Genomic DNA, 25,036 nt, shown 5'->3' on the forward strand with positions numbered 1-25,036 from the left:
TGAGGAAGGCGCCTTCCCTAAACCCCTGGGCCCGGCTCCTGAGGAGCTGGGCCTTTTGGTTTGGCTTGGGGACCCTCTCCTTGGTCCGCCTGGTGGCGGTGGAGGAAGGGGCCACCCGGCGCTTCCTCCTCCTCCTTCCCTGGGAGGAGGGGCGGGTGGAGTTTGTGAACTCGGTGACGGGGAAGCCCGTGCTCCTGGAGTTTCGGCCCCTCTTTCGCTTCCAGGGCTTCCGGGCCTACACCGACGCCGAGACGGAGGCCTACTACACCGCCGGGGCCTACCCTTGGAACCAGGTCCTGGCCCAGGAGAGGCGGAAGGAACTCTATTACTGCTCGGAGGTGGGCCTAGCCCTCCGCCTGGGGGAAATCTGGTTCCAAGCGGAGGGGGGATGCCTGAGGGTAAGGCTTCTTTGGCCTCCTTAGCGGATCACCTGGGGGACCGCCCTGAGGGTTAGGGTGCGCCCCTGGCGCCAGACCTTGAGGACCACCGCTTCCCCCGGCTTCTTGGCGTAGAGAACCTGCCGGAGCTGGGCGATGGAGGTGAGGGGCACCCCGTCCGCCTCCAAGAGCACGTCCCCGTCCACCCCCACCTGCAGTGCCTCCCCCGTGGGAAGCTGGATGTAGGCGAAGCGGCTCGGGGGCTTGAGGCCCGCCCGCTCCGCGGGGCTATTCCGCTCCACCTCCTGGACCATGAGGCCGCTTTCGGGCAGGTTGTACTGCTGGCGGAGCCTTTCCGGGTAAAGGGAGAGGGGGGTCAAGGACACCCCGAGCCGGGGCCGGTTTCGGACGATGGCTTCGGCGGTCAGGGTCTTCCCCGCCCTGAGCTCGGGCAGGTACTGCTTCACCAGGTTAATGGGCAAGGCGAACCCCACCCCGGCGAACTGGGCCGCGCCGAACTGGCCCGTGGGGGTAAAGATGGCGGTGTTGATGCCGATGACCTCGCCCCGGGAGTTGAGGAGGGGCCCCCCGGAGTTCCCGGGATTGATGGCGGCGTCCGTCTGGATCACCTGGGGCACGAGGCCCGACTCGTCCCCGATGGCCCCGGGGTTTTCCCGGATGGCGGAAACGATCCCCTGGGTCACGGTGAACTCCAGCCCAAAGGGGTTCCCCATGGCGATGGCCTTCTGTCCCACCCGGATCCGGTCGGAGTCCCCCAGGACCAGGGGTACCAGCCTGTCCTTGGGTGCGTCCACCTTGAGAAGGGCCACGTCCAAAGGGAGCGCCGCCCCCACCAGGCGGGCCCGGTACTCCTTGGGATCGTTGTGGAACTTCACCGTGATCTGGCTTGCCCCCTCCACCACGTGGTAGTTGGTGAGGATGTACCCCTCCTTGTCTATTACGAAGCCGGAGCCCGTGCCCTGCTGAGGGGGCACCTGCAGGAAGGGGGCGAAGAACTCAAACCCCGGGGGAAGCTGGACGCTCTGGGGCCGGGTGACCACGGAGACGTAGACCACCCCGTCCCCGTAGCGCTCCACGATCTCCACGGTGTTCCGCTCGTACTCTAGAAGACCCCCGTCCGAAGGGGGCGGGGCGGCCTGGGGGCGGGGGGTCTGGCCCTGGGAGAGGCCCCACCAGAGCACGGCCCCCGCCATCACGGAAAGCACCAAAAACCCCACGAAGGAACGGCCTAGGTTCATGCGCCACCTCCTGGCCCCACCTTACCCCCGCCCCGTTAGGCGGCGATTAGACGAAGACCACGGTGCGGTTCTCGTGGACCAGGATGCGGTCTTCCAGATGCCAGCGCACCGCCCGGGCCAGGACGGTCCTTTCCAGCTCTTGCCCCAGCCTTTTCATCTCCCGTACCGAGTGGCGGTGGGAGACCCGCACCACGTCCTGCTCGATGATGGGGCCCTGGTCCAGCTCCTCGGTGACGTAGTGGGCCGTGGCCCCGATGAGCTTCACCCCCCGCTCGTAGGCCTGGCGGTAGGGGTCGGCCCCGGCGAAGGCCGGGAGGAAGGAGTGGTGGATGTTGAGGATGCGCATGGGATACCGTTCCACGAAGGAGGGCGAAAGGACCTGCATGTAACGGGCGAGGACCACGAGCTCCACCCCTTCCGCCTCCAGAAGGGCGAGGATCCTCTCCTCCGCCTCCTCCTTCTTGCCCTTCTCCACGGGCACGTGGTGGTAGGGGATGCCGAAGCGCTCCACCTCCTCCTTGTGGTCGGGGTGGTTGGAAACCACGAGGCGGAGGTCCATGGGAAGCTCCCCCACCCGGTAGCGCCAAAGGAGCTCCAGTAGGGCGTGGGCGGGCTTGGAAACCAGGATGGCGGTGCGCTTTTTTTCCGAGGCATAGGCCAAGCGCCACCGCATCTGGAAGCGGCTTGCCACCACCTCCTGGAAGGCCCTTTCCAGGGCGGGGCGGGCCAGGTCCAGGTGGGAGGCGGTGAAGGCCACCCGCATGAAGAAGGTACCCCCCTCGGGGTCGGTGGAGTGCTGCTGGAGGTCGGTGATGTTGGCCCCGTGGGCGTAGAGGAAACCGGTGACGGCGGCCACGATGCCGGGGCGGTCCGGGCAGGTGATAAGAAGCCGCGCCTCCTCCATGGGGGCTACTATATCCCCATGGAGGCGCGGACCACGGATCTCTCGGACCTCCACCTGGAAGGGGAAACCCTTCCCATGGTCTTTAAAAGCTTTGGCGGCAGGACCCGCTTCGCGGGGCGGATCAGGACCCTTAAGGTCTTTGAGGACAACGCCCTGGTGCGTAAGGTCCTGGAGGAAGGCGGCGCAGGCCAGGTCCTCTTTGTGGACGGGGGAGGCTCCCTCAGGACGGCCCTTTTGGGGGGGAACTTGGCCCGCCTGGCCTGGGAAAAGGGGTGGGCCGGGGTGGTGGTCCACGGGGCGGTGCGGGATGTGGAGGAGCTCAAGGAGGTCCCCATCGGCGTCCTTGCCCTCGCCGCCACCCCCAAAAGGAGCGCCAAGGAGGGCAAGGGGGAGGTGGACGTGCGCCTCAAGGTTCTCGGGGCACAGGTTCTTCCGGGGTGGTTCCTGGTGGCCGATGAGGACGGGCTCCTTCTCCTCCCCGAGCCCCCGAGCGGCGGCCAAAGCGGCGGATGAGCTCCTCCTCCTTCAGGGCCAGAAGCACCGGCCTCCCGTGGGGGCAGACCCAAGGGGTTTCGCAGGTGAGGAGGGCGTCCAGAAGGGCCTGGCCCTGGGCCTTCCCCAGGGGGTGGCCCGCCTTGAGGGCAGGAAGGCAGGAAAGCCGGGCAAGAAGACCCCGAAGGCTTCCCCCCTCGCCCCGGAGGGCCTCCTTGAAGACCTCGGGGAGCAAAAGGGGGTAGGGGTGGAGGAAGGGCGGGGCCTCCAGAAGGCGGACCCTCGATGGCCCGAAGGGCTCGTAGGCGAAAAGCCGGCCCTCCATGCCCTGGCCCAAACGCTCCTCCTCCCCGGGGGAGAGCTCCACCACAACCGGGTACGGGAGGGGGGCCAGGCCTTCCCCCTCGAGGCGCCGCTTGAGCTCCTCAAAGATCACCCGCTCGTGGGCGGCGTGCTGGTCCACGATGTAGAGGGTGTCCTCCCCTTCGGCCAGAAGGTAGCTTTCCCGGAACTGGGCGAGGAAGCGGAGCCGGGGTAGGCCGGAAGGGGTGGGGGGGGAAAGGGGAAGAAGGGGCTTGGGGTCGGGGAGGAGGCGGGCCAGGTTTTTCCGTCCCAGGGCCTCCCTTAGGGCCTCTTCCACAAAGGCCTCCACCTGGGGCTCCAAAAAAACCTCCTCTTTGCGGGCGTCCAAGCGGAGCCGGAAGGCGGAAGGGGGAAGCCTGAGGTTCAGGACCCCCACGGGGAAATGCCCCTCGGGAAGGAGCTCCCGATAAGCCCGGCGCACGGCCTTGAGAAGCCCCGGAGGGAAGGCCACGGGACGGCCGTTCACCGAAAGGAAGAGGGCATCCTCCCGGGCGCGGGAAACCTGGGGGCCGGAGAAGAGCCCCAAAAGGGCCCACTCCCCCTCCTCGGCCTCCACGGGAAAGAGCCGTTCCGCTAAGACCCTGCCGAAGGCGAGGCGGGCCGCCTCCAGAAGCCCCGCCCCGGGGAAGAGGAGCCTGGCCTCCCCCTCCACGAAGAGGGTCAGGGAAAGGTGGGGGTGGTGGAGGAGGTAGCGCCTGAGGAGCTCCAAAACCCCCCGGACCTCCCCCTTGGGGTCCCGCCCCTCGCCCTGGAAAAGGCCCAGGACCTCCACCCGGGTCCCCGGTGGGGCGGGGCCCTCCCTCACCTCCACCCGCCCTCCCCTCACCCAAAGGAGGCCCCCCCCAAGCTGCTTCCGGGGCCGGGAGCGGATCTTGAGGGTGGCCGCCTGCCTCAAGGCGTAAAGGGCCTGGCCGCGGAAGCCCAGGGTGCGGATGTCCTCGAGGTCCTGGAGCTTGCTCGTGGCGTAGGGCTCCACGGCGAGGGGGAGGTCTTCCAGGGGGATCCCCTCCCCGTCGTCCTCCACCACAAGCCTTTCAAGCCCACCGCCCCAAAGCTCCACCCGCACCCTTTTGGCCCCGGCGTCCAGGGCGTTTTCCAGAAGCTCCCGCACGGCGTCCTTCACCGCAAGGAGCACCTCGCCCCGGGCGAGGAGGCCCCTGAGCTCGGGAGGCAGGGGGCGGATCACCCCTTCATGCTACCCAGGGGGAGGCCCAGGGCCAAGGCCTTGAGCTCGTGGAGGAACCTTAGGGCCTCGAGGGGGGTGAGGCGGTCGGGGTCTAAGGCGAGGAGGCGCTCCAAGACCTCCTCCAGGGCGCCTTCCCGCCTTGCGGCCATGGCCTGGAGGAGGGCCTTGGCCCGGGCCACCACCTCCTTGGGGAGGCCCGCCATCTCCGCCACCTCCACCCCGTAGCTCTTGGAGGCGGGGCCCGGCAAAACCTGGTGGTAGAAGACGAGGCCCCCTTCCTCCTCCTTGGCGGCCACGTGCAGGTTCTTCAGCCGGGGCAGGGCGAGGGCGGTGAGCTCAAAGTAGTGGGTGGCGAAGAGGGCGTAGCACCGCCGCTCATGCAGGGCCTCGGCCAGAGCGGTGGCGATGGCCACCCCGTCCAGGCTGCTCGTGCCCCGGCCCACCTCGTCCAGGAGGACGAGGCTTCTTTCCGTGGCCTCCTTGAGCACCAGGGCCACCTCCTCCATCTCCACCATGAAGGTGCTCTTCCCCCCGGCGAGGTCGTCGGAGGCCCCGATGCGGGTGTAGATCCCGTCAAAGAGGGGAAGCTCCGCCTCCTCGGCGGGCACGAAGCTCCCGATCTGGGCGAGGAGGGCGATGAGGGCGGTCTGGCGGAGGAAGGTAGACTTCCCCGCCATGTTGGGCCCGGTGACGAGGACGAGCTCGTGGGCCATCTCCAGGTCGTTGGGGACGAAGGCGGTGCGGCGCTCCACCACCGGGTGGCGCCCCGCCCTTATGCGAAGCCTCTCCCCGAAGCGGGGCCTGGTGTAGCCGTAGCGCACCGCCACCTCGGCGAGGGCGGCGTAGACGTCCAGCTCGGCGAGGATCCTCGCCGCCTCCCTTAGGGCCTCCGCTTCCTTTCTCGCCCTCTCCCTCAGGGCGAGGAAGACCTCCTCCTCCCGCCTCTTGATCAGGGCCTCGAGGCGGTAGAGCTCCCGCTCCCTTTCCTTCATCTCGGGCAGGGTGTAGCGCTGCCGGTCCTTGAGGGTCTGGACGGGGCGGTACTCCTTAGGCACCTCTTCGTAGTAGGGCCGGGTCACCTCCAGGTAGTAGCCGAAGACGGCGTTGTACCCCACCTTGAGGGTGGGGATGCCGGTCCTCTCCTTCTCCCGGGCCTCGAGGTCCAGGAAGTAGGCCACCCCCTCGGCGTGGGCCCGCCTTAGGGCGTCCAGGTCCGGGTCGTACCCCTCCCGGATGAGCCCCCCTTCGGAAACCTTGAGGGGCGGGTCCTCCACCAAAGCCGCCCTAAGCTCCTCCAAAAGGCCGGAAAGGTCGGGAAGCCCCACCTCCTCCCCGAGGAAGCCCTTAAGCTCGGGGAGGATCTCCAGGCTCCTGCGGAGGGCGGCGAGGTCTTTGGGGCTTGCCCGGGAAAGCTCCAGCCTCGTGGCCAGGCGCTCCAAATCCGCGAGGCGGAAGAGGAGGCGCCTCACCCCCTCCCTCAAACTCCCCTCCCGCACGAAACGCTCCACCCGGTCAAGCCGCGCCTCCAGGGGCCCCCTTTCCAGAAGGGGGTGGCGGAGCCAGGCCTGGAGGAGCCGCCTTCCAGGCGCGGTCCTGGTCTCGTCCAGCGCCCCGAAAAGGGTGTCCTGGCCCCGCAAGGGTTCAAAGACCTCGAGGGCCTTCAGGCTCGCCTCGGGCAGGCGCACGAAGGCCCCGGGGTCGTAGAGGCGAAAAGGGCGCACGCTCAAGGCCCCCCCCTGGGTGGCCCGGGCGTAGGCGAGAAGCGCCCCCTGGGCCCGCCTCAGGGCCAAGGGCCCTTCCCCCTCCGGGTCAAAGGGGGCCTCGGAGAGCATCACGGGAAAGCGCTTGCGGAACTCCTCCACGAAGGCCCCGTTCTCCCGAAGCTCCGGGGCCAAGAGAACCTCGGCGGGCCGGTGGCGGAAGAGCTCGTCGTAGAGGGCGCTTTTGCCCTTGAGGAGGGTCCCCTTGAACTCCCCGGTGGAGACGTCCAAAAAGGCCAGGCCCCACCCGTCCCCGGTGGCGACGGCGGCCAGGTAGTTGGCCTCCCGGGGGAGGAGGGCCTCCTGGGTGAGGGTCCCCGGGGTGAGGAGCTGGGTCACCTCCCGCCGCACCAGGCCCTCCGCCTCCTCGGCGGGCTCCACCTGGTCGGCCACCGCCAATCTGAAGCCCATCCTTAAGAGCCTCTCGGCGTAGGCGTCAAAGGCCCTTATGGGAATCCCCGCCATGGGGGTGGTGAAGTCCTTGCTGGTCTTGTGGGTGAGGACGAGGCCGAGAGCGCGGGCAAGGCGCTCGGCGTCCTCCCCGAAGCACTCGTAGAAGTCCCCCACCTGGAAGAGGAGGAGGTAGTCCGGGTAGCGGTCCCGAAGCTCCACGTACTGCTGAAGAAGGGGCGGCAGCGGACCCGGGCCTTCGCCCTTGAGCATGCCTCCCATCATACGCCGAAAAGGGCCCTTCCGGATACCCAAGGCCTTTACGAGCGGGAAGCCCCCCTCGCAACTCACAGCTTTTCCCCATCAGACTTGACCTATATACGGCCCCTGGGGTAAAGAAGAGGCATGACCCTACGCGAAGCCCTGTCCCAGATCCCCGACCCCCGGGCCCGCAACCGGCGGTACCCCCTGTGGAGCCTCCTGGCCCTCATCCTGGTGGCTTTCCACAAGGTGTTTCCCTGACGGGAAAGCAGTTCCGCGTGGACTCCCTGAGGGGCGTGGAACGCTTCGCCCGCGCCAACCCTCACCTCTTGCCCCACCTCGGCCTGCGCAAGCCCCCGGGCCACACCATCCTCACCCTTCTCCTGCACCGCCTGGACCCCCATAAGCTCCAGGAAGCCCTGCTCAAGGTCTTTCCCGAAGTGGAGCTGGGGGAGGTCCTGGTGGTGGACGGGAAGCACCTTCGGGGAAGCGGCAAGGGGAAAAGCCCCCAGGTCAGGCTGGTGGAGGTCCTGGCCCTGGGTCTGCGGACCACCCTGGCCCAGGCCCAGGCGGAGGGGAGGGAGGATCAAGCCCTCTTGGAGCTCCTGGACCGCCTTGGGGCGGAGGGGCTCAAGGGGAAGGTGGTGGTGGGGGACGCGGGGTACCTGTACCCGGAGGTGGCGGGGAAGGTGGTGCAAAAAGGGGGGCCTACCTTTTCCTTTTGAAGGCCAACCAGGGGGAACTGCTGGAGTGGGCTCTGGAGGTGTTCAAGGGGATGGAGGAGAGGCGGCTTCCCGGGGAGACCGAGGCGGTGTGGAGTCTGGCGCGGGACGGGGAGGTGTGGACCTACCGGGTCTGGGCCTCCCCCCACTTGCCGGAAGAGGTACGCGCCTTTCCCGGGTGCCGGCAGGTGGTGCGGCTGGAGCGGGAGGTGGCGCACAAGGGGACGGGGGAGGTGCGGCGCGCGGTGAGCTACGCCCTCACCAGCCTGGGGCCGGAGGTGGCGGAGGCGAGGCGGCTTGGGGAGCTTCTCCTTTCCCGGTGGGAGGTGGAGAACCGGTCCTTTTGGGTACGGGACGTTCTCTTCCGTGAAGACGCCTGCCAGGTGCGGGGGGTGGGGGCGCGGGTCTTGGCGGTCCTCCGGGCCTTTCTGGTCTCCCTCTTCCACCGCCGAGGGATCAGGGAGAAGAAGGCGGCCATGGAGGCCTTCTCCTTCCATCCCCTCTCCGCCCTCAAGTTCCTGGGGCTCTATGCAGTATAGCGGTCAAGTCTGTTTTCCCCATACCCCCCTTTGACAGAAAAACGCTTCCCCGGTAAAGTACAAATGTCCCCTAGGGAGGGCGCTATGAGAAGAGTGGATAGAAGGCAGCTTCTGAAGCTTTTGGGCGCTGGGGGGTTCTTGCTCGCCTCGAGGCCCGCCTTGGCGCAGACCGCAGCCCAGGCCGAAGAGGCCCTTCCCAGCTTCACCGGGCCCCAGGCCAACCCTTACTGGAACGGGGTTCACCCCTACGCCGTATACCCGCAAAAGCTTCCCCTGCTCCGCATGACGGACCGCCCCGTCCAGCTGGAAACCCCGCGCCACTACTTCCGCACCCCCTTCACCCCCAACGAGGCCTTCTACGTCCGCTACCACCTGGACGAGATCCCCAACGAGATCGACCTCTCCGTGTGGCGCCTAAAGCTTGAGGGCAACTTTGAGCGCCCGGTGGAGCTTTCCCTCGAGGACCTCATCCGCAAGTTCAAGCCCGTCTCCATCGCCGCCGTGAACCAGTGCTCGGGCAACTCCAGAAGCCGCTTCCAACCTAGGGTCGCGGGGGGACAGTGGGGCAACGGGGCCATGGGCAACGCCCTCTGGACCGGGGTACGGCTCAAAGACCTCCTGGACTACGCCGGGGTGAAGCCGGGCACGGTGCAGATCCAGTTTGAAGGCCTGGACCGGGGCAAGGGGCCGGAAAACCTGGGCTCGGGCCGCTTCATCAAGTCCTTGGACCTGGACGACCCGGTCATAGAGGAAACCATCTTGGCCTATTTAATGAACGGGGAACCTCTCCCCATGCTGAACGGCTTCCCCGTACGCCTGGTGGTGCCGGGGAAGTTCGCCACCTACTGGCTAAAACACGTCACCTGGATCCGGGCCCTCACCGAGCCCGATAAGAACTTCTGGATGGCCACCGCCTACAGGATTCCCGACACCCCCAACGGCTCCACCACCCCCGAGGACGTGGCGGCGGGCCGGGTCAAGACCGTGCCCATCGGCAAGGTCAACATGCCGGTCCGCTCCTTCATCATTGACCCCGACGGCTCCTACCCCCTGGTGGCTGGGATGCCCGCCAAGGTCCGCGGCATCGCCTTCAGCGGCTACGGCCGGGTGGTGAAGGTGGAGGTCTCCACCGACGGCGGCCAGACCTGGCGCCCCGCCATCCTGGGCGCCGACTACGGGAAGTACTCTTTCCGCACCTTTGAGTACACCTGGCGGCCCGAGCGCCCCGGCACCTATGTTCTGGCGGTGCGGGCCACAGACGAGAAGGGGAACGTGCAGCCGGATACCGGGGTCTGGAACCCTGGCGGCTACCTCTGGAACAAGATCGAGCGCCAGGAAGTGGTGGTCCTGGCGGCCAAGTAGGGAGGAGAACATGAAGAAGCGCTGGCTGGTACCCTTGGGGCTTTCCCTGCTGGGCTTCGTGCTGGCCGAGGTTCCGGGCGTGGTGGCGGGCAACTGGGCCCAGGGGCCCTTGGGCCTCATCCTCCAGCCCGCCCCCGCCAAGCCGGGAGAGGGCACGGTCTACAAGGTGGGGGCCTACCCCCTCTACACCGCCGAGCTGGCGGAGGGGGAGGGCAAGGAGTTGGTGATGGGCTATTGCTCCATCTGCCACAGCGTCACCTACATCACCATGCAGCCCCCCTTGGCCAACTGGAAGCCCACCGTGGACAAGATGCTGAAAACCTTCGGGGGCGAGAAGTTCATCCCTCCGGACGTGGCCGAGAAGATCCTCGCCTACCTCCAGGCCCACTACACCCCGGAGACCCGCAAGGAATGAACCGGGTCCTCTCCCTCCACCTGGGCCGGGAACCGGGCCTTCCCAAGCCCCAGGTGGGGGAGCTTCTCCTCGTGGCGGGACACGGCGCCCTGGGGGACCGGCACGCCGGCCAAGACCCCGACCGGGCGGTGTTGGTGGCCGGGCTTCCCGCCTACGAGAAGGCCCAGAAGGCGGGGATAAAGCTCCCCTTCGGGGCCCTGGGGGAGAACCTCCTCCTGGATCTGGACCCCCACGCCCTGCCCCCAGGGGCCAGGCTTCGGGTGGGGGAGGCCCTTCTTCAGCTTTCCTACGTCTGCACCGTGTGCAAGAGCCTCTCCCGGTTTGACCTCCGCCTGCCCAAGCTCCTTTACGGGGGCCGGGGGGTGTACGCCCGGGTCCTCGAGGGCGGCGCCGTGCGGGTGGGGGACCCGGTCCTCGTCCTCGCCCCGGCGGGCTAAGTACCCCGCTCTGGCTTTCGCCAGAGCGGGGGCCCCAAAAGGAGGGGAACTCCCCGGGGCTTCGCCCCTTTACACGCCCACCCGTCCCGGCACCCGGTAGGCCCAGTAGGCGGGGCGCTCCCCCTTGGGCTCGTTGAGCACCTCGATCCGCCCTTCCAGGCCTGCCTCCACCGCCTTGAGCTCCTTCAGGTAGTCCATGAAGCTTTCCGCGTCCGAGAAGCCCGTGTCCACCCTAAAGCCCTGGGCCTCCTTGAGGACGGTGAAGCCGTCGCCCCCGTTGGCGATGAAGTTGTTCACCACCACCCGGTAGGTGGCCTCGAGGTCCAGGGGCACATACCCCTTCTCCGTCCTCATCTCCACCCGCACCACCCGGCTCCCCGCGGGGCGGGCGAGGTCAAAGGCGTAGCGGAGGCCCGAGACCTGCAGGAAACGGCCCGCCTGGTTCTCCCACTGGGAGACCCCGTTTTCCAGGGCGGCCAGGACCTCCTTCCCCTTGAGGTCCATGACCACCAGGGTGTTCCCAAAGGGCAACACCTCGTAGACCTTGCCCACGGTGATGGGGCCCTTGGGGATGGAGGCCCGGATGCCGCCGCCGTTTTGCAGGGCGATCTGGGTGCCGGCGTTTTTGGTCTTCCAGAGCATCCCGTCGGCGATGAGGTTCCCCAGGTTGCTCTCCCGCCTGCGCACGATGGCCCTTTCCCCCACCAGGTCCACCCGGGCCTCGGCGATCACCTGCTGCATCAGGGCCATGACGGGCTGCGCGTAGGCCAGAAGGGCCTCCTTGGCGAAGAAGTCCTCGGGGGCGGCCTCCGGGGTCATGAGGAGGGCCTCCCCCTTGTAGGCGAGAAGCTCCCCCTTGGCCCCGAAGGTGACCTCCAAGAGGCCCACCACCTTCCCCCACTCCCAGGCCTGGACCACCAGGACGTCCTTCCCCTCGGGGTTCTTCACCACCGTGGGGTAGGGCCCCATGGGGGAAAGCTCCTTGTGGGGGAAGCTTCCCAAAAGGGTGTGGGAGTGGCCGCCCACGATCACCTGGGCCCCCACGAGCCTGCGGGCGAGCTTCAGGTCCTCGCCGTAGCCCAGGTGGGAGAGGACCACGATCTTGTTCACCCCTTTGGAAAGGAGCTCGTACACCGCCTTCTGGGCACTCTCGTAGGGGTCCAGGAAGGCCACGGTGGGCCCGGGGTTGGAGATCTCCCGGGTGTCCGGGGTGGTGAGGCCGATGACCCCGATCCGCTCCCCGCCCACCACGACCACGGCGTAGGGGGCGAAGAGGCCCTTCAGGCGAGGCTCCCGGCTTACGTCCACGTTGGCGGAGACCACCCTAAACCTCGCCCCCTTGAGGAAGTCCGCCAAGGGGCCGGGGCCCAGGTCAAACTCGTGGTTCCCCAGGGCCATCACCCGGTAGAGGGCCCGGTGCATAAAGTAGCGGTCCGCCAGGCCCCGGTACTGGTTGAAGTAAAGGGTGCCCTGGAAGACGTCCCCCGCGTCCAGGAAGAGGGGGTTCTTGGCCTGGGCCCTGAGCCGGTCAAAGAGGGCGACCCTACGGGCCACCCCGCCCACCGGGGTCTTCTTGCCGGAGAGGGTGAGCTCCACGGGCTCCAGGTGGGCGTGGGTGTCGTTGGTGTGGACCAAGGTCAGGGTGAAGCCCCCCTGGGCCCTGCCCAAAGCCGCCCCTAAGGGGGTTAGGGCCAAACCCGCTTTCAATACTTCCCGCCGTTTGAGCATACGCCACCTCCGGCCTTAGTCTACCCGCCTCCAGGTCAAGGGAGGGTCAAGCCCCCCTGTTATGACCTTGCGTTCAGGGATATCTTGACATGAAGCACAGTTTTCCCTTACACTTTGCACAACCTTGTCGGGTTTTCCGGGGAAAACCCAGGCCCACAAGGGAGGAGGAGACCAAAAATGGCGTACACCAAGGCGGAAATCCTCAAGGCGCTCAAAGGGGAGAAGGTTAAGTTCTTGCGGCTCCAGATCACCGACATCCTGGGGGTGGTCAAGAACGTGGAGGTCCCCGAGTCCCAGTTTGAGAAGGCCCTGGACGGGGAGATCATGTTCGACGGCTCCTCCATCGAGGGCTTCACCCGCATTGAGGAGTCGGACATGCTCCTCAAGCCCGACTACAACACCTTCGTCATCCTTCCCGACCAGGTGGAAGACCCGGGTCGGGGCCGGGTGGCCAGGCTCATCTGCGACGTCACCTACCCCGACGGCCGCCCCTTTGAGGGGGACCCCCGTTACGTCCTGAAGCGGCAGATCGAGCGCCTGAAGAAGCTCGGGTTTGACAACCTCTACGCCGGCCCCGAGCCCGAGTTCTTCCTCTTCCTGAGGACCCCTGAGGGCCTCCCCACCACCGAGACCCACGACAAGGCGGGCTACTTTGACCTAGCCCCCATCGACAAGGGCGAGGAAGCCCGCCGGGACATGGTGAACGCCCTGGTGGCCATGGGCTTTGAGATCGAGGCCAGCCACCACGAGGTGGCCCCCGGGCAGCACGAGATCGACTTCAAGTACGCCGATGCCCTCACCACCGCGGACAACATCGCCACCTTCAAGTGGGTGGTGAAGCGCGTGGCCCTGAACCACGGCCTCCACGCCACCTTCCTGCCCAAGCCCATCCGCGGCATCAACGGAAGCGGCATGCACACCCACCTCTCCCTCTTCAAGAACGGGGAAAACGCCTTCTTTGACCCCAAGGCCGAGTACCAGCTCTCCAAGACCGCCCTGCACTTCATCGCCGGACTGCTGGCCCACGCCGAGGGCATGGTGGCCATCACCAACCCCCTGGTGAACTCCTACAAGCGCCTGACCCCGGGCTACGAGGCCCCCACCAACATCGCCTGGTCCGCCTCCAACCGCTCCGCCATGATCCGCATCCCGGCCCGCCGCGGCGTGGGCACCCGGGCGGAGCTCAGGATGCCCGACCCCTCCGCCAACCCCTACCTGGCCCTGGCGGTCATGGCCGCCGCCGCCATAGACGGCATTGAGCGCAAGCTCCTACCCCCGCCCCCCATCCAGCGGAACATCTACCAGATGAGCGTACGGGAAAGGCGGAAGCACAAGATCCGGGAGCTTCCCGGGACCCTTCGGGAGGCCCTCGAGGCCCTCAAGAAAGACCCCGTGATCCAAGAGGCTCTGGGAGAGCACGTCTACACCCACTTCCTCCAGGCCAAGCAGATGGAGTGGGACGACTACCGGGTCACGGTCCACCAGTGGGAGCTGGACCAGTACCTGGCCACATACTGACCCCGGGTATCCCAACCCCCGCCCCCAAGAGGGGTGGGGGTTGACCCACAGGTCAGGAATAAACTTTCAGCGGGGCATTGACAAACCCACCTACCCCCCCCTTAGAATAGGGCCGCAACGCGAACGCGTGCTTAAGGAGGTAGGTATGAGGAAAATCGGGCTTCTGGTAGCAGGTGCGGCTGCCCTGGGCATGGCCTTGGGACAGGCCAACGTCATCAAGATCGCCACCCAGTCCCCCCTCTCCGGCCCCCAGGCCGCCCTGGGCGAGCAGATCAAGCTGGGGGCGGAGCTGGCCGTGGAGGAGGCCAAGGCCCGGTTCAAGGCCTTAGGCTTTGACCTGGTCCTGGTGCCCTACGACGACCAGGCCAACCCCGACGTGGGCGTGGCCAACGCCAACCGCATCATCAACGACCCCGACATCCTGGGCGTGGTGGGCCACCTGAACTCCGGCGTGGCCATCCCCTCCAGCGAGGTCTACGCCCGGGTGGGGCTGGTCATGGTCTCCCCCGCCAACACCAACCCCCGGGTTACGGACCGCAAGCTTCCCAACGTGAACCGCATCTGCGGGCGCGACGACGTGCAGGGGCCTGTGGGGGCGGAGTACGCCTTCAACAACCTCAAGGTGAAGAACGTCTTCGTCATCCACGACAAGACCGCCTACGGCCAGGGCCTGGCGGAGGAGTTCAAGAAGCGCCTCGAGGCCCTGGGCGGCAAGGCGGTGGCCTTCGTGGGCACGGAGGAGCAGTCCAACTTCACCCCCATCATCAACCAGATCCGGGGGGCCCGGCCCGTGCCCGAGCTCATCTACTTCGGAGGCATCTACAGCCAGATCGGGCCCTTCGTGAAGCAGCTCCGTGAGCGGGGTGTGAAGACCCGCCTCATGGGCGGCGACGGCTTGGACGCCAGCGAGTTCGTGCGCCTGGCGGGCAAGGAGAACGCCGCCGGCACCTTCTACACCACGGTGGCCGGCCCCGTCTCCGCCTTCCCCAAGGCCAAGGCCGTGGCCCAGCGCTTCAAGCAGAAGTACGGCAAGGACATGGAAGGCTTCGGCATCTACGCCTACGACGCCGCCAACGTGATCCTCACCGCCCTGGAAAACGCCATCAAGGCCGCCGGCAACAAGAAGCCCACCCGGGAGCAGGTGAGCCAGGAGGTCCGCAAGGTCAAGATGGAGGGCCTCACCGGCACCATTGAGTTTGACGACAAGGGCGACAACAAGAAGGCCAAGTACTTCGTCATGCAGGTGGCCCCAAGCGGCAACTGGGCCGACAACAAGCTCATCCGCGTGATCGAGATGGCGGCCCCCGGCGCCAAGTAAGCTTCGGGGAAAAAGGAGGGGGTGGCCTGAGGGCCACCCCCTTGGCCCGGAGAAAGGAGGTCCTTTGCTAGAGCAGATCCTCTCCATCCTGCCCCAGGTGATCTTTGACGGCCTGGTGCTGGGGTTCGTCTACGCCATGGTGGCCCTGGGGTACACCATGGTCTATGGCGTGTTGGAGCTCATCAACTTCGCCCACTCCGAGATCTTCATGATCGGGGCCGTGGTGGGGGTGGAGGTCTTCCGGTACCTGGCCCCCCAGGTGCCGAGCGGTTTCCTCCTCCTCCTCATCGCCCTCCTCCTGGGCGGGGCCTTGGCCGGGGGCACCGCCATCCTGGTGGAGCGCTTCGCCTACCGCCCCTTGAGGAAGCGGGGCACCACCAACCGCCTGGTCCCCCTCATCACCGCCATCGGGGTTTCCTTCATCCTCCAGGACCTGGTGCGCCTCATCGAGGGTCTCTGGCACAACGAGTTCTTCCTGCGCATGCACACCGTGGAGGACCTCGAGGGCTCCTTTGACCTCTTCGGAGGGGCCATCTTCGTCCAGACCAAATCCCTCATCCTCATCGTGGTCTCCATGGTCATGCTGGTGGGCCTCACCTACCTGGTAAACCGCACCAAGCTGGGGGTGGCCATCCGCGCCGTGGCCCAGGACCTTTCCACCGCCAGCCTCATGGGCATTGACCCCGACCGCATCATCTCCCGCACCTTCCTCATCGGCGGTTCCTTGGGCGGGGTGGCCGGGGTGCTCTTCGCCCTGCAGTACACCACGGTGAACGCCTACGTGGGCTTCCTGCCCGGCATCAAGGCCTTCACCGCCGCCGTCTTGGGCGGGATCGGCAACATCCCCGGGGCCATGCTGGGGGGCCTGGTGCTCGGCCAGCTGGAAAACTTCTTCGGCACCTACCTGCCCATCCTGACCAACGGCAACTTCGGCACGGAGTACAAGGACGTGGTGGCCTTCCTCATCCTCATCTTCATCCTCCTCTTGCGGCCCCAGGGCCTCCTGGGGCAGGTGGTCAAGGAGAAGGTATGAACACCCTCGCCCTCGCCCTAAGCCTGGGCTACCTGGCCCTGGCCTTCTTGGCCCCGGGAGCCCTGAGCAGCCTTTTCGGCCTGGGCGCCCTCCTCTACACCGCCTTCGCCCGCCTTACCCCGAACGCCCGCACCCTGAGCCTGGCCTTCCTCACCTTGGCCTTTACCCTGGGTCTCCAGCGCTCCGGCAACACCCTGGGCCTCATCGGCCTGGTGGGCATCCTGGTGGCCCTCACCACCCTGCCCAGGATCCCCACCTGGGTCCGGGTCCTCCTGGGCCTGGCCATCCTCCTCCTTTCCGTCCCCATCGCCGGCTTCGCCAACACCTTCGTCTTTGAGCTGGGCATCCAGATCGGCATCTACGCCGCCATGGCCCTGGGCCTCAACGTGGTGGTGGGCATGGCGGGGCTTCTGGACCTGGGCTACGCCGCCTTCTTCGCCGTGGGGGCCTACACCTGGGCCATCTTCGGCTCGGAGCAGGCCAGGAACTTCATGAGGGGCCACTTCCCCTTGCCTGGGGAGTACATGTACCTCTTCATGGGGATCGCCGTGGTCACCACCGCCCTCACCGGCCTCCTCATCGGCCTGCCCGCCCTGCGCCTTAGGGGGGACTACCTGGCCATCGTCACCCTGGGGCTGGGGGAGGTGGTGCGCATCCTGGCCAACAACCTGGACCACCCCATTAACTTCACCAACGGACCCCAGGGTATCACCCCGGTGATGCGCCCCCCCATAGACGGGTTCCGGAGCCTTATGGCTCACTTGGGCGTGCGCCTGGACCAGACCACGGATTACCAGCTCTTCTTCTACCTCCTGGTCCTCCTCATGATCGGCCTGGTGGTCCTGGTGAACGTCAACCTGGCCAACTCCCGCTTCGGCCGGGCCTGGGTGGCCATCCGGGAAGACGAGGTGGCCGCCCGCTCCATGGGAATCCCCCTCCTGCCCACCAAGCTCTTGGCCTTCATGACCGGGGCGGCCTTTTCCGGGGTCATGGGGGTCATCTTCGCCGCCCAGCGCACCTTCGTCTCCCCGGAGTCCTTCACCCTCTTGGCCTCCATCACCATCCTGGCCATGGTCATCCTGGGAGGGATGGGCTCCATCCCCGGGGCCATCCTGGGGGCAGCGGCCCTCACCATCCTCAACCTGGACGTCCTCAAGACCTTCAGCGAGTTCGTGCGCACCAGCTTCCCCCAGATCCCAAGCCAGGTGGACCCCGCCAAGTACGAGAGGCTGGTCTTCGGGCTTATCCTGGTGCTCATGATGATCTTCCGCCCGGAAGGGCTGATCCCCGAAAGGCGCCACCGGGCGGAGATGGAGGAAGCATGAAGGCCCTCGAGGTCCATGGCGCCACCAAGCGTTTTGGCGGCCTGGTGGCCGTGAACGAGGTGAGCCTTTCCGTGAACCAGGGGGAGATCTTCTCGGTCATCGGCCCCAACGGGGCGGGCAAGACCACCTTCTTCAACCTCCTCACCGGGATCTACGCCCCCGATGAAGGCCGGATCTTCCTTTTCGGCAAGGACATCACCGGGTTCTCCCCGGACCGGGTGGCCAAGGAGGGGGTGGGGCGCACCTTCCAGAACATCCGCCTCTTCGGGGCCATGACCGCCCTGGAAAACCTCCTGGTGGGGATGCACGTTCACATCCGCGTCCCCTACTTCCACGCCGTTTTCCGCACCCCCCTCGCCCGCAAGGAGGAGCGCCGCGCCAAGGAGGAGGCGGAGAGGCTCCTCGCCTACGTGGGGCTTCTCCACCGGAAGGACGAGCTGGCCAAGAACCTCCCCTACGGGGAGCAGCGCAAACTGGAGATCGCCCGGGCCCTGGCCCTCAAGCCCCGGCTCCTCCTCCTGGACGAGCCCGCCGCCGGGATGAACCCCCGGGAAACGGAGGAACTCCAGGAGTTCATCCAGAAGCTTCGGGAAGAGCTGGGCATCACCATCGTCCTGATCGAACACGACATGCGCCTGGTGATGCGCATCTCCGACCGCATCGCCGTGCTGGAGTACGGCTCCAAGATCGCCGAAGGCACCCCCGAGGAGGTGCGCCGTAACCCCCGGGTCATCGAGGCCTACCTGGGCAAGGGAGCGGCGGGAGGTGCGGCATGAGCCTCTTGGAGCTTAGGGAAGTCCACACCTACTACGGGCACATCCACGCCCTCAAGGGCATCTCCCTCCGGGTGGAGGAGGGGGAGATCGTCACCCTCATCGGCTCCAACGGGGCGGGCAAAAGCACCACCTTGCGCACCATCAGCGGCCTGGTGAGGCCAAGACAGGGCGAGGTCCTCTTCCAGGGGAGGCCCATCCACCGCCTGCCCGCCCACGAGATCGTGGCCCTAGGGGTGGGGCACGTGCCCGAGGGGCGGAGGATCTTCCCCCGCCTTACCGTGGAAGAGAACCTGGAGATCGGGGCCTACCTGGAAAAGGACCGCAAGGTGGTGGAAGAGCGCAAGGAAGAGGTCTTTACCCTCTTCCCCCGGCTCTACGAGCGCCGCCAGCAAAAGGGGGGAACCCTTTCGGGTGGGGAACAGCAGATGCTGGCCATCGGCCGGGCCCTCATGCAAAACCCCCGCATCCTCCTGATGGATGAACCCTCCATGGGCCTGGCCCCCGTCCTGGTGGACTTCATCTTTGAGATCATCCAGAAGCTGAACCGGGAAGGGCGCACCATCCTCCTGGTGGAGCAAAACGCCCGCCTGGCCCTGCAGATCGCCCACCGGGGCTACGTCCTCGCCACGGGGGAGATCACCCTCTTTGGGCCCGCCCGGGAGCTTGCGGAAAACCCCGAGGTGCAGAAGGCCTACCTCGGCGAGGGGTAATACCATCCCATGCCGGCCCAAGCCGGCATGGGGGCCCCGGTAAAGCTTCCCCGGGCCAAGGAAGCGGCGGATACCCCGGGCTTGCGCCCCCCTAGGGGGGCGCTTTATACTTGGTCCGGCACGACAAGGGGAAAGGACCCCAGAAAGGAGCCCTATGAAAGGAAAAGTCCTACTCGGTCTTGCCGTGGCCTTGGGCCTCGGCCTCGCTCAGAAGACCCTGGTGTTCGGGGCCAACGGGGAGCCGGTGAGCCTCGAGCCCGGCAACATCACCGACGGCATCTCCATCTACGTCCAGCGCCAGATCTACGACACCCTGGTGGACTTCAAGCCGGGAAGCACGGAGGTCACGGCCGGCCTAGCCACCAGCTGGTTCAGCAGCCAAGACGGCAAGGTCTGGACCTTCCGCCTGCGCCAGGGGGTGAAGTTCCAGGACGGCACCGAGCTCACCGCCGAGGCGGTGAAGTTCAACGTGGAGCGCTGGTGGGACCCCAAGAACCCCACCCGCATTGACGCCGCCGCCCGCTACGAGATCTGGCCCGAGCTTTTCGGCGGTTTCAAGGGCGAGGAGGGCTCCTTGCTGAAGGAAATCCAGGTGGTGGACAAGTACACCATCCGCTTTGTCCTCACCCAGCCCTTCCCCGCCTTCCCCGCCGCCATCGGCTCGGGCTACTTCGGCATCGCAAGCCCAAGCGCTATAAGGAAGGACGGGGCCAGGTACGGCTCCCCCACGGGGAGCGCCGTGGGCACCGGGCCCTTCCGGCTGGTAGAGTGGCGGCCTGGGGAGCAGATCGTCCTGGAGAGGAACCCCACCTACTGGAAGGCGGGCCTCCCCAAGATGGACCGGGTGGTCATCCGGGTCATCAAGGACCCCGCTGCCCGGCTGGCGGCCCTGAAGGCCGGCACCATTGACTTCACCACCGACATTCCCCCGGCCAACCTCAAGGACCTCGAGGCCGACAAGAACCTGGCCCCGGTCTTCCGGCCCTCCTTCAACGTGGGCTACCTGGCCTTGAACCCCTCCCACAAGCCCCTGTCCGACCCCAGGGTGCGCCAGGCCATCGCCATGGCCATCAACAAAAAGGCCATCGTCCAGGCCTTCTGGGGGAAGCTGGGGATCACCGACGGCCACTTCACCCCGCCTTCCATGAAGGCCTTCCAGTCCCCCAAGGTCACGGACTACGAGTTCAACCCCCAGAAGGCCAAGGCCCTCCTGGCGGAAGCGGGCTACCCGGGGGGCTTTGAGATGGACCTCTGGTACATGCCCGTCTCCCGCCCCTACTTCCCCACCCCCAAAGAGATCGCCGAGGCCATGGCCGCCGACCTCTCCGCCCTCGGCATCCGGGTGAAGCTTCAGACCAAGGACTGGGCCAGCTATCTTGCGGATCGCAAGAAGGCCCCCGGCTTCCAAGCCTACATGCTGGGCTGGACCGGGGACTACGGCGACCCCCAGAACTTCCTTGACCCCCACTTCGCCTGCCCCATCGCCGACCTCTTTGACACGAGCGGCAAGCCCCTCTGCGCGAAGGAGCTGGGCGACCTCCTCACCAAGGCCGCCACCACCCCGGGCCTCGAGGAGCGCAAGCGCCTCTACCAGCAAGCCGACGAGCTCACCTTCAACCTGGCCCTGCGCATCCCCATCGTTCACTCCCAGCCCCTCTTGGCCAAGCGCCAGAACGTCACCGGCTGGACGCCGAGCCCCCTGGGCTCCGAGTCCTTTGAGACCATAGAGAAGCGCTAAGGCGTGGTTTTCCGGACCCCCTTCGGGGGGTCCGGGCTTTTTGAGGCGAAGAAATGGGGAGCTACATTTTGCGGAGGCTTCTGGGGCTCGTCCCCGTGCTCTTGGGCATCACCCTTTTGGTCTTCACCTTCCTCCAGCTCATCCCCGGGGACCCCGCCCAGGCCATCCTGGGGGAGCGGGGCACCCCCGAGCAGCTTGCGGCCCTCAGGGAAAAGCTTGGGCTCAACCGCCCCCTCCACGTACAGTACCTCACCTTCCTGAAGAGCGTCCTCACAGGGGACCTGGGCCAAAGCGCCGTCTCCACCATCCCCGTGGCCGAGGAGCTGAAGCGGCGCTGGCCCGCCACCTTTGAGCTGGCCGTGAGCGCCACCTTGGTGGCGGTGGCGGTGGGTGTGCCGGTGGGCATCCTGGCGGCGGTGCGCAAGAACAGCCTTCTGGACACCCTCTCCATGAGCCTCTCCTTGGTGGGGGTCTCCATGCCCGTCTTCTGGCTTGGCCTCCTCCTGGTCTACTTTTTCGCCGTGAACCTCCACTGGCTCCCCACGGGGGGAAGGCTTTCCACGGAGCTCGCCCTGGACTTCCGGCCCCTCAGCGGCTTCCTCCTCCTAGACAGCCTCCTCCAGGGCCGGCCAACGGTGTTCCTAGACGCCCTTCGGCACCTGGTCCTCCCGGCCCTGACCCTGGGGACCATCCCCCTGGCCATCCTCACCCGCATCACCCGTAGCGCCATGCTGGAGGTCCTCTCCCAGGACTACGTGCGTACCGCCCGCGCCAAGGGCCTGGCCGAGCGCCAGGTCATCCTCAAGCACGCCCTAAAAAACGCCCTCCTCCCCGTGGTCACCATCGTGGGCCTCCAGTTTGGCACCCTCCTGGGGGGGGCCATCCTCACCGAGACCATCTTCTCCTGGCCCGGCATCGGCTCCTACATCTACGAGGGCATCCTTAACCGGGACTACCCCGTGGTCCAGGCGGGGGTCCTGGTGGTGGCTACGGCCTTCGTGCTGGTGAACCTTTTGGTGGACCTCTCCTACGCCCTTTTGGACCCGCGCATTCAGTACCGGTGAAGCCATGGAAACCCCCACCCGCCAAGCCTTCCGGCGTTTTCTGAAATCCCCCTCCGGCAAGGTAGGGCTTTTCCTCACCCTTTTCTTGGTGCTCCTGGCCCTTCTCGTCCCCGTCCTCAAGCCCTACGACCCCTCCACCGACCGCGACTACCTAAACCGGCTTAAGCCCCCCTCCCTGGAGCACCCCTTTGGCACCGACCACCTGGGCCGGGACCTCTTCACCCGGGTCCTCCACGGAAGCCGCATCTCCTTGCAGGTAGGGGTGATCTCGGTGAGCCTCGGCCTGGTCCTGGGCACCCTCCTCGGGCTTCTCGCCGGGTTTTACCGCGGGAAGACCGAGCTTTTCATCGGCTGGCTCGCCGACCTCCTCCTGGCCTTCCCCGGCACCCTCTTGGCCATCGCCATCGTGGCCGTGTCCGGCCCCAGCCTGCAAAACGCCATGCTGGCCATCGGCATCGTGCAGGTGCCCGTCTACATCCGCCTGGCCCGCTCCATGGTCCTCTCCTTACGGGAGCTGGACTTCGTTCAGGCGGCCATGGCCCTGGGAGCGGGAAACGGCCGCCTTCTCCTCAAGCACATCCTCCCGGGCACCCTCCCCCCCCTCGTGGTCCAGGCCACCTTGTCCATCGGGACGGCCACCCTCGAGGCCGCCGCCCTGGGCTTCCTGGGCCTTGGGGCCCAGCCCCCCGCCCCGGAGTGGGGCGCCATGATCGCCGACAGCTTCAAAGGGGGCTACGCCATGAACGCCCCCTGGACCATGATCTTCCCCGGGCTTTTCATCATGCTCACCGTGCTGGCCTTCAACCTCCTGGGGGACGGCCTCCGGGACGCCCTGGACCCCCGGAGCCGCTAAGGCGCGGGCACTTAGGCTTGGGCGAGGGATTCATGGTGGCGAACGGGCGCTTAGCGCCCCACCCTGGCTTCGCGCGGCCTCCCCTTTCCTCGGCTTGGAGGAAGGCCTAAGGGAAGCTTAAAAGGAGGGAAAGGGGAGAAGGGTATCATGGGGGCATGAGAAAAGGCCTTCTCGTCCCCCTGTTGCTTCTCCCCCTGCTTTCCGCCTGCGAGGTGCTCCAGGGCTCGGGCTACCGGGTGGCCGAGGCGCAGCTCCTTTTCCCCGAGGCCACGGAGCGCTGGACCTACTTCTACGGGGAGCCCAGGGAGGTGCGCCTGGGAGAGAGGGTGCTCCGGCTAGGGAAGCCCGGAGGGGAAAGCCTCTGGGCCGTGCCCGGGGCCCTTTGGGTGGAGGATAGCCCCCTCCTTCGGGAGGTGGGGCCCGCCCTGAGGCCCCCGGCGGAGGCGGTGCGGGGGATCTCGGGAAGCCTCGTGGAGGTGAGGACCCAGGCCGCCTTGCGCTCCACCTGGCTCTACGACGGGGTGGGCTGGGTACGGCTCACGGGAAGCCTCAAGGAAGGGGAACGGCGCACCCTGGTCCAGCCCGCGGGCTACCAGACCCCCGACCTCTACGCCCTCACCGGCCCCGAGACCCAGGTTCTCCTGCGGGAGGTGCTGGCCCGGCGGGGAGGGCGGCAGGTGGCGCTCTTTGAGCTGGCCGAGCCGGTCTTGCGGCCCCTTGCCCTAGACCCTCCCCCCGACGCCTACCGGGTGGGCGCCCTCCTGGTGCAGTATGGGCTTAAGGTGGAGCTCGTGACCCCACCCGCTCCCCTTTACCGCGTCCTGGACCAGGGCACCAACGCCGCCTACACGGAGACCGAGCCCCGGGCCTATCTGGCCAACAACCCCACCCGCTTCGCCGAGGTCTGGGGGCTCGTGGTGGGCAACCGCCTCCCCCGCCCGCCCGCTCCCCCGGTGGACTTCCGCAACAAGAGCGTGGCCGCCTTCTTCTGGGGGCTGAAACCCACCGGCGGCTACAACCTGGGGGTGGCCGGGGTGACCTACGCCGGGGACGCCGCCCGGGTGGTCCTCACCCTCACCTCCCCCAGGCCCGGGGCCATCGTCACCCAGGCCCTCACCAGCCCCTACGTGGTCCTGGAACTCAACCGGGTGCGCCGGGTGGTCTTCACCGACCCCTCGGGGCGCACCCTGGCGGAAGACCGGGAATGATACCACCCCATGCTGGCTTGCGCCAACATGGGGGCCCCGGCCAAAAGGCCCCCAGGGCTTCCGTACCTGGGCTTGGGCGAAGGATTCACGCCAAAGGGGTATAAGGCCCACGGGCGAAGACCTCGGCAAAGGGGTCATCCAACGCCCCGGGAGAGGAGGGCCCGCAGGGCCCCCACCAGGTACAAGGAGCCCGTGGCCAGGACCGGGACCCCGTCCTCCCGCGCCCACCCCAGGGCGTCCTCCAAGGCCTCCCAAGGGTCTTCAAAAAAGGGCTCCCCCAACTCCCGCCCCAAAGCCCCTTCCCCCGCTTGGGCGTAGCGGACGCTTTTGGCCTTGGGCAGGAGGTGGGCGAGAACGCCCCGCACGTCCTTCCGGGGAAAGGCCCCGAAGAGGAGGTGATAGGCGGGAAACTCCCGGGCGAGGGCCTCGGCCGCCGGGGGGTTGTGGGCTCCGTCCAGGTAGACCTCCGCCCCCCCAAGAAGGAAGCGCTCCATCCGCCCAGGGTGCTGCGCCTCCCGAAGCCCCTGGACGATGGCCTCCTCGGGGAAGCCAAGGAGCCTGAGGGCGGCCGCCGCCAGGCGGGCGTTCTCCTCCTGGTAGGCCCCCTTGAGCCCCGGGGGAGCGGGAAGGGCGAAGAGGGGGTCTTGGGGGTCCAGGACGTGGAGGGGCGCTCCCCGTTTTTCCGCCACCTCTCGGGCCACCGCAAGCCCCACCCCCCTCGCCCCCGTGACCACCGGGACCCCTTTGCGGAAGGCCCCCGTCTTCTCCCGGGCCACGGCCTCGAGGGTCCCCCCCAAGGCCTCCAGGTGGTCTTCCCCCACGTGGGTGAGCACCGTGAGGACCACGCGGGGAAGAGCGTTGGTGGCGTCCTTCTCCCCCCCTACCCCCGCCTCCACCGCGGCCAGGGAAACCCCCACCTCCCGGAAGTGGAGGAAGGCCAGGGCGGTGGCCAGGTCGAAGAAGCCCGGGGGCTCCTCCCAGACCTCCCCCTTAGCCCACGCCACGAAGGCCACCACCCTTTCCTCGGGGACGAGGCCCAGGTGGGTGCGGATCCGCTCGCGGAAGTCCACCAGGTGAGGGCTGGTGTAGGCCCCGTAGGCCAGGCCCCGGGCGCGGAAGGCGGCCTCGAGGTAGGCCACCACGCTCCCCTTGCCGTTGGTGCCCAGGACGTGGACCGCCGGGAAGGCCTCCTCCGGGTGGCCCAGGCGGGCGAGGAGGGCCCTTACCCGCTCCGTCCCCCTGGGCCCCTGCCGCCTCTTTCCGTAAAGCCAGTCCAAAGCCCCCCGGTAGGTCACGGC

At 67.3% G+C, this 25,036-nt stretch carries 21 protein-coding genes and 1 pseudogene; 16 read left to right on the forward strand and 6 right to left on the reverse strand.

Annotation, left to right across the window (positions count from 1 at the left end):
• The first annotated feature begins 38 nt into the window (after positions 1-38).
• Positions 39-422: a hypothetical protein gene (locus tag ACY5J6_RS09215; protein ID WP_462846520.1), complete on the forward strand. Its 384-nt coding sequence runs from the start codon at positions 39-41 to the stop codon at positions 420-422.
• Here ACY5J6_RS09215 and ACY5J6_RS09220 read toward each other — a convergent pair.
• Together ACY5J6_RS09220 and purU are read right to left on the reverse strand one after the other, a co-directional pair.
• Entirely contained in the window at positions 419-1,636 is a 1,218-nt protein-coding gene (locus ACY5J6_RS09220; RefSeq protein ID WP_462844667.1) for a S1C family serine protease, read from the reverse strand. The genes ACY5J6_RS09215 and ACY5J6_RS09220 overlap by 4 nt on opposite strands.
• Positions 1,637-1,682: 46 nt before the next feature.
• Positions 1,683-2,540, reverse strand: a complete 858-nt coding sequence (purU, locus tag ACY5J6_RS09225) for a formyltetrahydrofolate deformylase (protein ID WP_462844668.1) — start codon at positions 2,538-2,540, stop codon at positions 1,683-1,685.
• Positions 2,541-2,558: 18 nt separating this feature from the next.
• Between purU and rraA the strand changes: the two genes are divergently transcribed.
• Positions 2,559-3,053, forward strand: coding sequence for a ribonuclease E activity regulator RraA (rraA, locus tag ACY5J6_RS09230; protein WP_462844669.1), 495 nt, complete (start codon positions 2,559-2,561; stop codon positions 3,051-3,053).
• Here the strand turns inward: rraA and mutL are convergent.
• Both mutL and mutS read right to left on the reverse strand, forming a co-directional pair.
• Positions 2,947-4,581 carry a DNA mismatch repair endonuclease MutL gene (mutL, locus tag ACY5J6_RS09235; protein WP_462844670.1) on the reverse strand — a complete coding sequence of 545 codons (1,635 nt, stop codon included), beginning with the start codon at positions 4,579-4,581 and terminating at the stop codon, positions 2,947-2,949. The two genes, rraA and mutL, sit on opposite strands and share 107 nt — an antisense overlap.
• Positions 4,578-7,013 carry a DNA mismatch repair protein MutS gene (gene mutS / locus ACY5J6_RS09240; RefSeq protein ID WP_462846521.1) on the reverse strand — a complete coding sequence of 812 codons (2,436 nt, stop codon included), beginning with the start codon at positions 7,011-7,013 and terminating at the stop codon, positions 4,578-4,580. The genes mutL and mutS overlap by 4 nt, the downstream gene beginning before the upstream one ends.
• A 123-nt stretch (positions 7,014-7,136) precedes the next feature.
• Here mutS and ACY5J6_RS09245 point away from each other — a divergent pair.
• From ACY5J6_RS09245 to ACY5J6_RS09260, 4 genes and pseudogenes are all read left to right on the forward strand, one after another.
• Positions 7,137-8,253: pseudogene (locus tag ACY5J6_RS09245) on the forward strand (ISAs1 family transposase).
• A gap of 84 nt (positions 8,254-8,337) precedes the next feature.
• Positions 8,338-9,615, forward strand: coding sequence for a molybdopterin-dependent oxidoreductase (locus ACY5J6_RS09250; RefSeq protein WP_462844671.1), 1,278 nt, complete (start codon positions 8,338-8,340; stop codon positions 9,613-9,615).
• A gap of 10 nt (positions 9,616-9,625) precedes the next feature.
• Positions 9,626-10,030 carry a sulfide dehydrogenase gene (locus ACY5J6_RS09255; RefSeq protein WP_462844672.1) on the forward strand — a complete coding sequence of 135 codons (405 nt, stop codon included), beginning with the start codon at positions 9,626-9,628 and terminating at the stop codon, positions 10,028-10,030.
• Positions 10,027-10,467, forward strand: a complete 441-nt coding sequence (locus ACY5J6_RS09260) for an MOSC domain-containing protein (RefSeq protein ID WP_462844673.1) — start codon at positions 10,027-10,029, stop codon at positions 10,465-10,467. The genes ACY5J6_RS09255 and ACY5J6_RS09260 overlap by 4 nt, the downstream gene beginning before the upstream one ends.
• Positions 10,468-10,536: 69 nt before the next feature.
• Here the strand turns inward: ACY5J6_RS09260 and ACY5J6_RS09265 are convergent, their stop codons facing one another.
• The gene (locus ACY5J6_RS09265; protein WP_462844674.1) at positions 10,537-12,195 is read right to left on the reverse strand and encodes a bifunctional metallophosphatase/5'-nucleotidase; all 1,659 of its coding nucleotides are present in this window, start codon (positions 12,193-12,195) and stop codon (positions 10,537-10,539) included.
• A 177-nt stretch (positions 12,196-12,372) separates the two neighbouring features.
• Here ACY5J6_RS09265 and glnA point away from each other — a divergent pair, with 177 nt between their 5' ends.
• From glnA to ACY5J6_RS09315, 10 genes are all read left to right on the forward strand, one after another.
• Positions 12,373-13,713 carry a type I glutamate--ammonia ligase gene (glnA, locus tag ACY5J6_RS09270; protein ID WP_054637943.1) on the forward strand — a complete coding sequence of 447 codons (1,341 nt, stop codon included), beginning with the start codon at positions 12,373-12,375 and terminating at the stop codon, positions 13,711-13,713.
• 145 nt (positions 13,714-13,858) lie between these two features.
• Positions 13,859-15,031 (forward strand): branched-chain amino acid ABC transporter substrate-binding protein, encoded by a 1,173-nt coding sequence (locus tag ACY5J6_RS09275; protein WP_462844675.1) that lies wholly within the window; start codon positions 13,859-13,861, stop codon positions 15,029-15,031.
• Positions 15,032-15,095: 64 nt separating this feature from the next.
• Positions 15,096-16,064: a branched-chain amino acid ABC transporter permease gene (locus ACY5J6_RS09280; protein ID WP_462844676.1), complete on the forward strand. Its 969-nt coding sequence runs from the start codon at positions 15,096-15,098 to the stop codon at positions 16,062-16,064.
• Complete coding sequence (locus tag ACY5J6_RS09285) at positions 16,061-17,389, forward strand: branched-chain amino acid ABC transporter permease (protein ID WP_462844677.1); 1,329 nt, start codon at positions 16,061-16,063, stop codon at positions 17,387-17,389. Before ACY5J6_RS09280 ends, ACY5J6_RS09285 begins: the two co-directional genes overlap by 4 nt.
• On the forward strand, positions 17,386-18,165 hold the full coding sequence (locus ACY5J6_RS09290) for an ABC transporter ATP-binding protein (RefSeq protein WP_462844678.1): 780 nt from the start codon (positions 17,386-17,388) through the stop codon (positions 18,163-18,165). The genes ACY5J6_RS09285 and ACY5J6_RS09290 overlap by 4 nt, the downstream gene beginning before the upstream one ends.
• Positions 18,162-18,875, forward strand: a complete 714-nt coding sequence (locus ACY5J6_RS09295) for an ABC transporter ATP-binding protein (RefSeq protein WP_462844679.1) — start codon at positions 18,162-18,164, stop codon at positions 18,873-18,875. Before ACY5J6_RS09290 ends, ACY5J6_RS09295 begins: the two co-directional genes overlap by 4 nt.
• 154 nt (positions 18,876-19,029) lie before the next feature.
• On the forward strand, positions 19,030-20,613 hold the full coding sequence (locus ACY5J6_RS09300) for an ABC transporter substrate-binding protein (RefSeq protein ID WP_462844680.1): 1,584 nt from the start codon (positions 19,030-19,032) through the stop codon (positions 20,611-20,613).
• Positions 20,614-20,666: 53 nt separating this feature from the next.
• Positions 20,667-21,677 (forward strand): ABC transporter permease, encoded by a 1,011-nt coding sequence (locus tag ACY5J6_RS09305; RefSeq protein WP_462844681.1) that lies wholly within the window; start codon positions 20,667-20,669, stop codon positions 21,675-21,677.
• Between the two features lie 4 nt (positions 21,678-21,681).
• Positions 21,682-22,530: an ABC transporter permease gene (locus ACY5J6_RS09310; RefSeq protein ID WP_462844682.1), complete on the forward strand. Its 849-nt coding sequence runs from the start codon at positions 21,682-21,684 to the stop codon at positions 22,528-22,530.
• A gap of 155 nt (positions 22,531-22,685) precedes the next feature.
• Entirely contained in the window at positions 22,686-23,738 is a 1,053-nt protein-coding gene (locus ACY5J6_RS09315) for a protease complex subunit PrcB family protein (RefSeq protein WP_462844683.1), read from the forward strand.
• Positions 23,739-23,872: 134 nt separating this feature from the next.
• Here ACY5J6_RS09315 and ACY5J6_RS09320 read toward each other — a convergent pair whose 3' ends face one another.
• On the reverse strand, positions 23,873-25,033 hold the full coding sequence (locus tag ACY5J6_RS09320; protein WP_462844684.1) for a bifunctional folylpolyglutamate synthase/dihydrofolate synthase: 1,161 nt from the start codon (positions 25,031-25,033) through the stop codon (positions 23,873-23,875).
• Positions 25,034-25,036: the final 3 nt, after the last annotated feature.

The sequence above is a fragment of the Thermus sp. H19.2 genome (assembly GCF_054979525.1).

Excerpts from the sequence above, each read along its gene's own strand:
- purU (WP_462844668.1), bottom strand. The coding sequence starts at position 2,540 with ATGGAGGAGGCGCGGCTTCTTATCACCTGCCCGGACCGCCCCGGCATC.
- ACY5J6_RS09305 (WP_462844681.1), top strand. The coding sequence starts at position 20,667 with ATGGGGAGCTACATTTTGCGGAGGCTTCTGGGGCTCGTCCCCGTGCTC.
- ACY5J6_RS09265 (WP_462844674.1), bottom strand. The coding sequence starts at position 12,195 with ATGCTCAAACGGCGGGAAGTATTGAAAGCGGGTTTGGCCCTAACCCCC.
- ACY5J6_RS09260 (WP_462844673.1), top strand. The coding sequence starts at position 10,027 with ATGAACCGGGTCCTCTCCCTCCACCTGGGCCGGGAACCGGGCCTTCCC.
- ACY5J6_RS09255 (WP_462844672.1), top strand. The coding sequence starts at position 9,626 with ATGAAGAAGCGCTGGCTGGTACCCTTGGGGCTTTCCCTGCTGGGCTTC.
- ACY5J6_RS09295 (WP_462844679.1), top strand. The coding sequence starts at position 18,162 with ATGAGCCTCTTGGAGCTTAGGGAAGTCCACACCTACTACGGGCACATC.
- ACY5J6_RS09275 (WP_462844675.1), top strand. The coding sequence starts at position 13,859 with ATGAGGAAAATCGGGCTTCTGGTAGCAGGTGCGGCTGCCCTGGGCATG.
- rraA (WP_462844669.1), top strand. The coding sequence starts at position 2,559 with ATGGAGGCGCGGACCACGGATCTCTCGGACCTCCACCTGGAAGGGGAA.
- ACY5J6_RS09290 (WP_462844678.1), top strand. The coding sequence starts at position 17,386 with ATGAAGGCCCTCGAGGTCCATGGCGCCACCAAGCGTTTTGGCGGCCTG.
- ACY5J6_RS09310 (WP_462844682.1), top strand. The coding sequence starts at position 21,682 with ATGGAAACCCCCACCCGCCAAGCCTTCCGGCGTTTTCTGAAATCCCCC.
- ACY5J6_RS09285 (WP_462844677.1), top strand. The coding sequence starts at position 16,061 with ATGAACACCCTCGCCCTCGCCCTAAGCCTGGGCTACCTGGCCCTGGCC.
- glnA (WP_054637943.1), top strand. The coding sequence starts at position 12,373 with ATGGCGTACACCAAGGCGGAAATCCTCAAGGCGCTCAAAGGGGAGAAG.
- ACY5J6_RS09315 (WP_462844683.1), top strand. The coding sequence starts at position 22,686 with ATGAGAAAAGGCCTTCTCGTCCCCCTGTTGCTTCTCCCCCTGCTTTCC.
- mutS (WP_462846521.1), bottom strand. The coding sequence starts at position 7,013 with ATGGGAGGCATGCTCAAGGGCGAAGGCCCGGGTCCGCTGCCGCCCCTT.
- ACY5J6_RS09220 (WP_462844667.1), bottom strand. The coding sequence starts at position 1,636 with ATGAACCTAGGCCGTTCCTTCGTGGGGTTTTTGGTGCTTTCCGTGATG.
- ACY5J6_RS09250 (WP_462844671.1), top strand. The coding sequence starts at position 8,338 with ATGAGAAGAGTGGATAGAAGGCAGCTTCTGAAGCTTTTGGGCGCTGGG.
- ACY5J6_RS09300 (WP_462844680.1), top strand. The coding sequence starts at position 19,030 with ATGAAAGGAAAAGTCCTACTCGGTCTTGCCGTGGCCTTGGGCCTCGGC.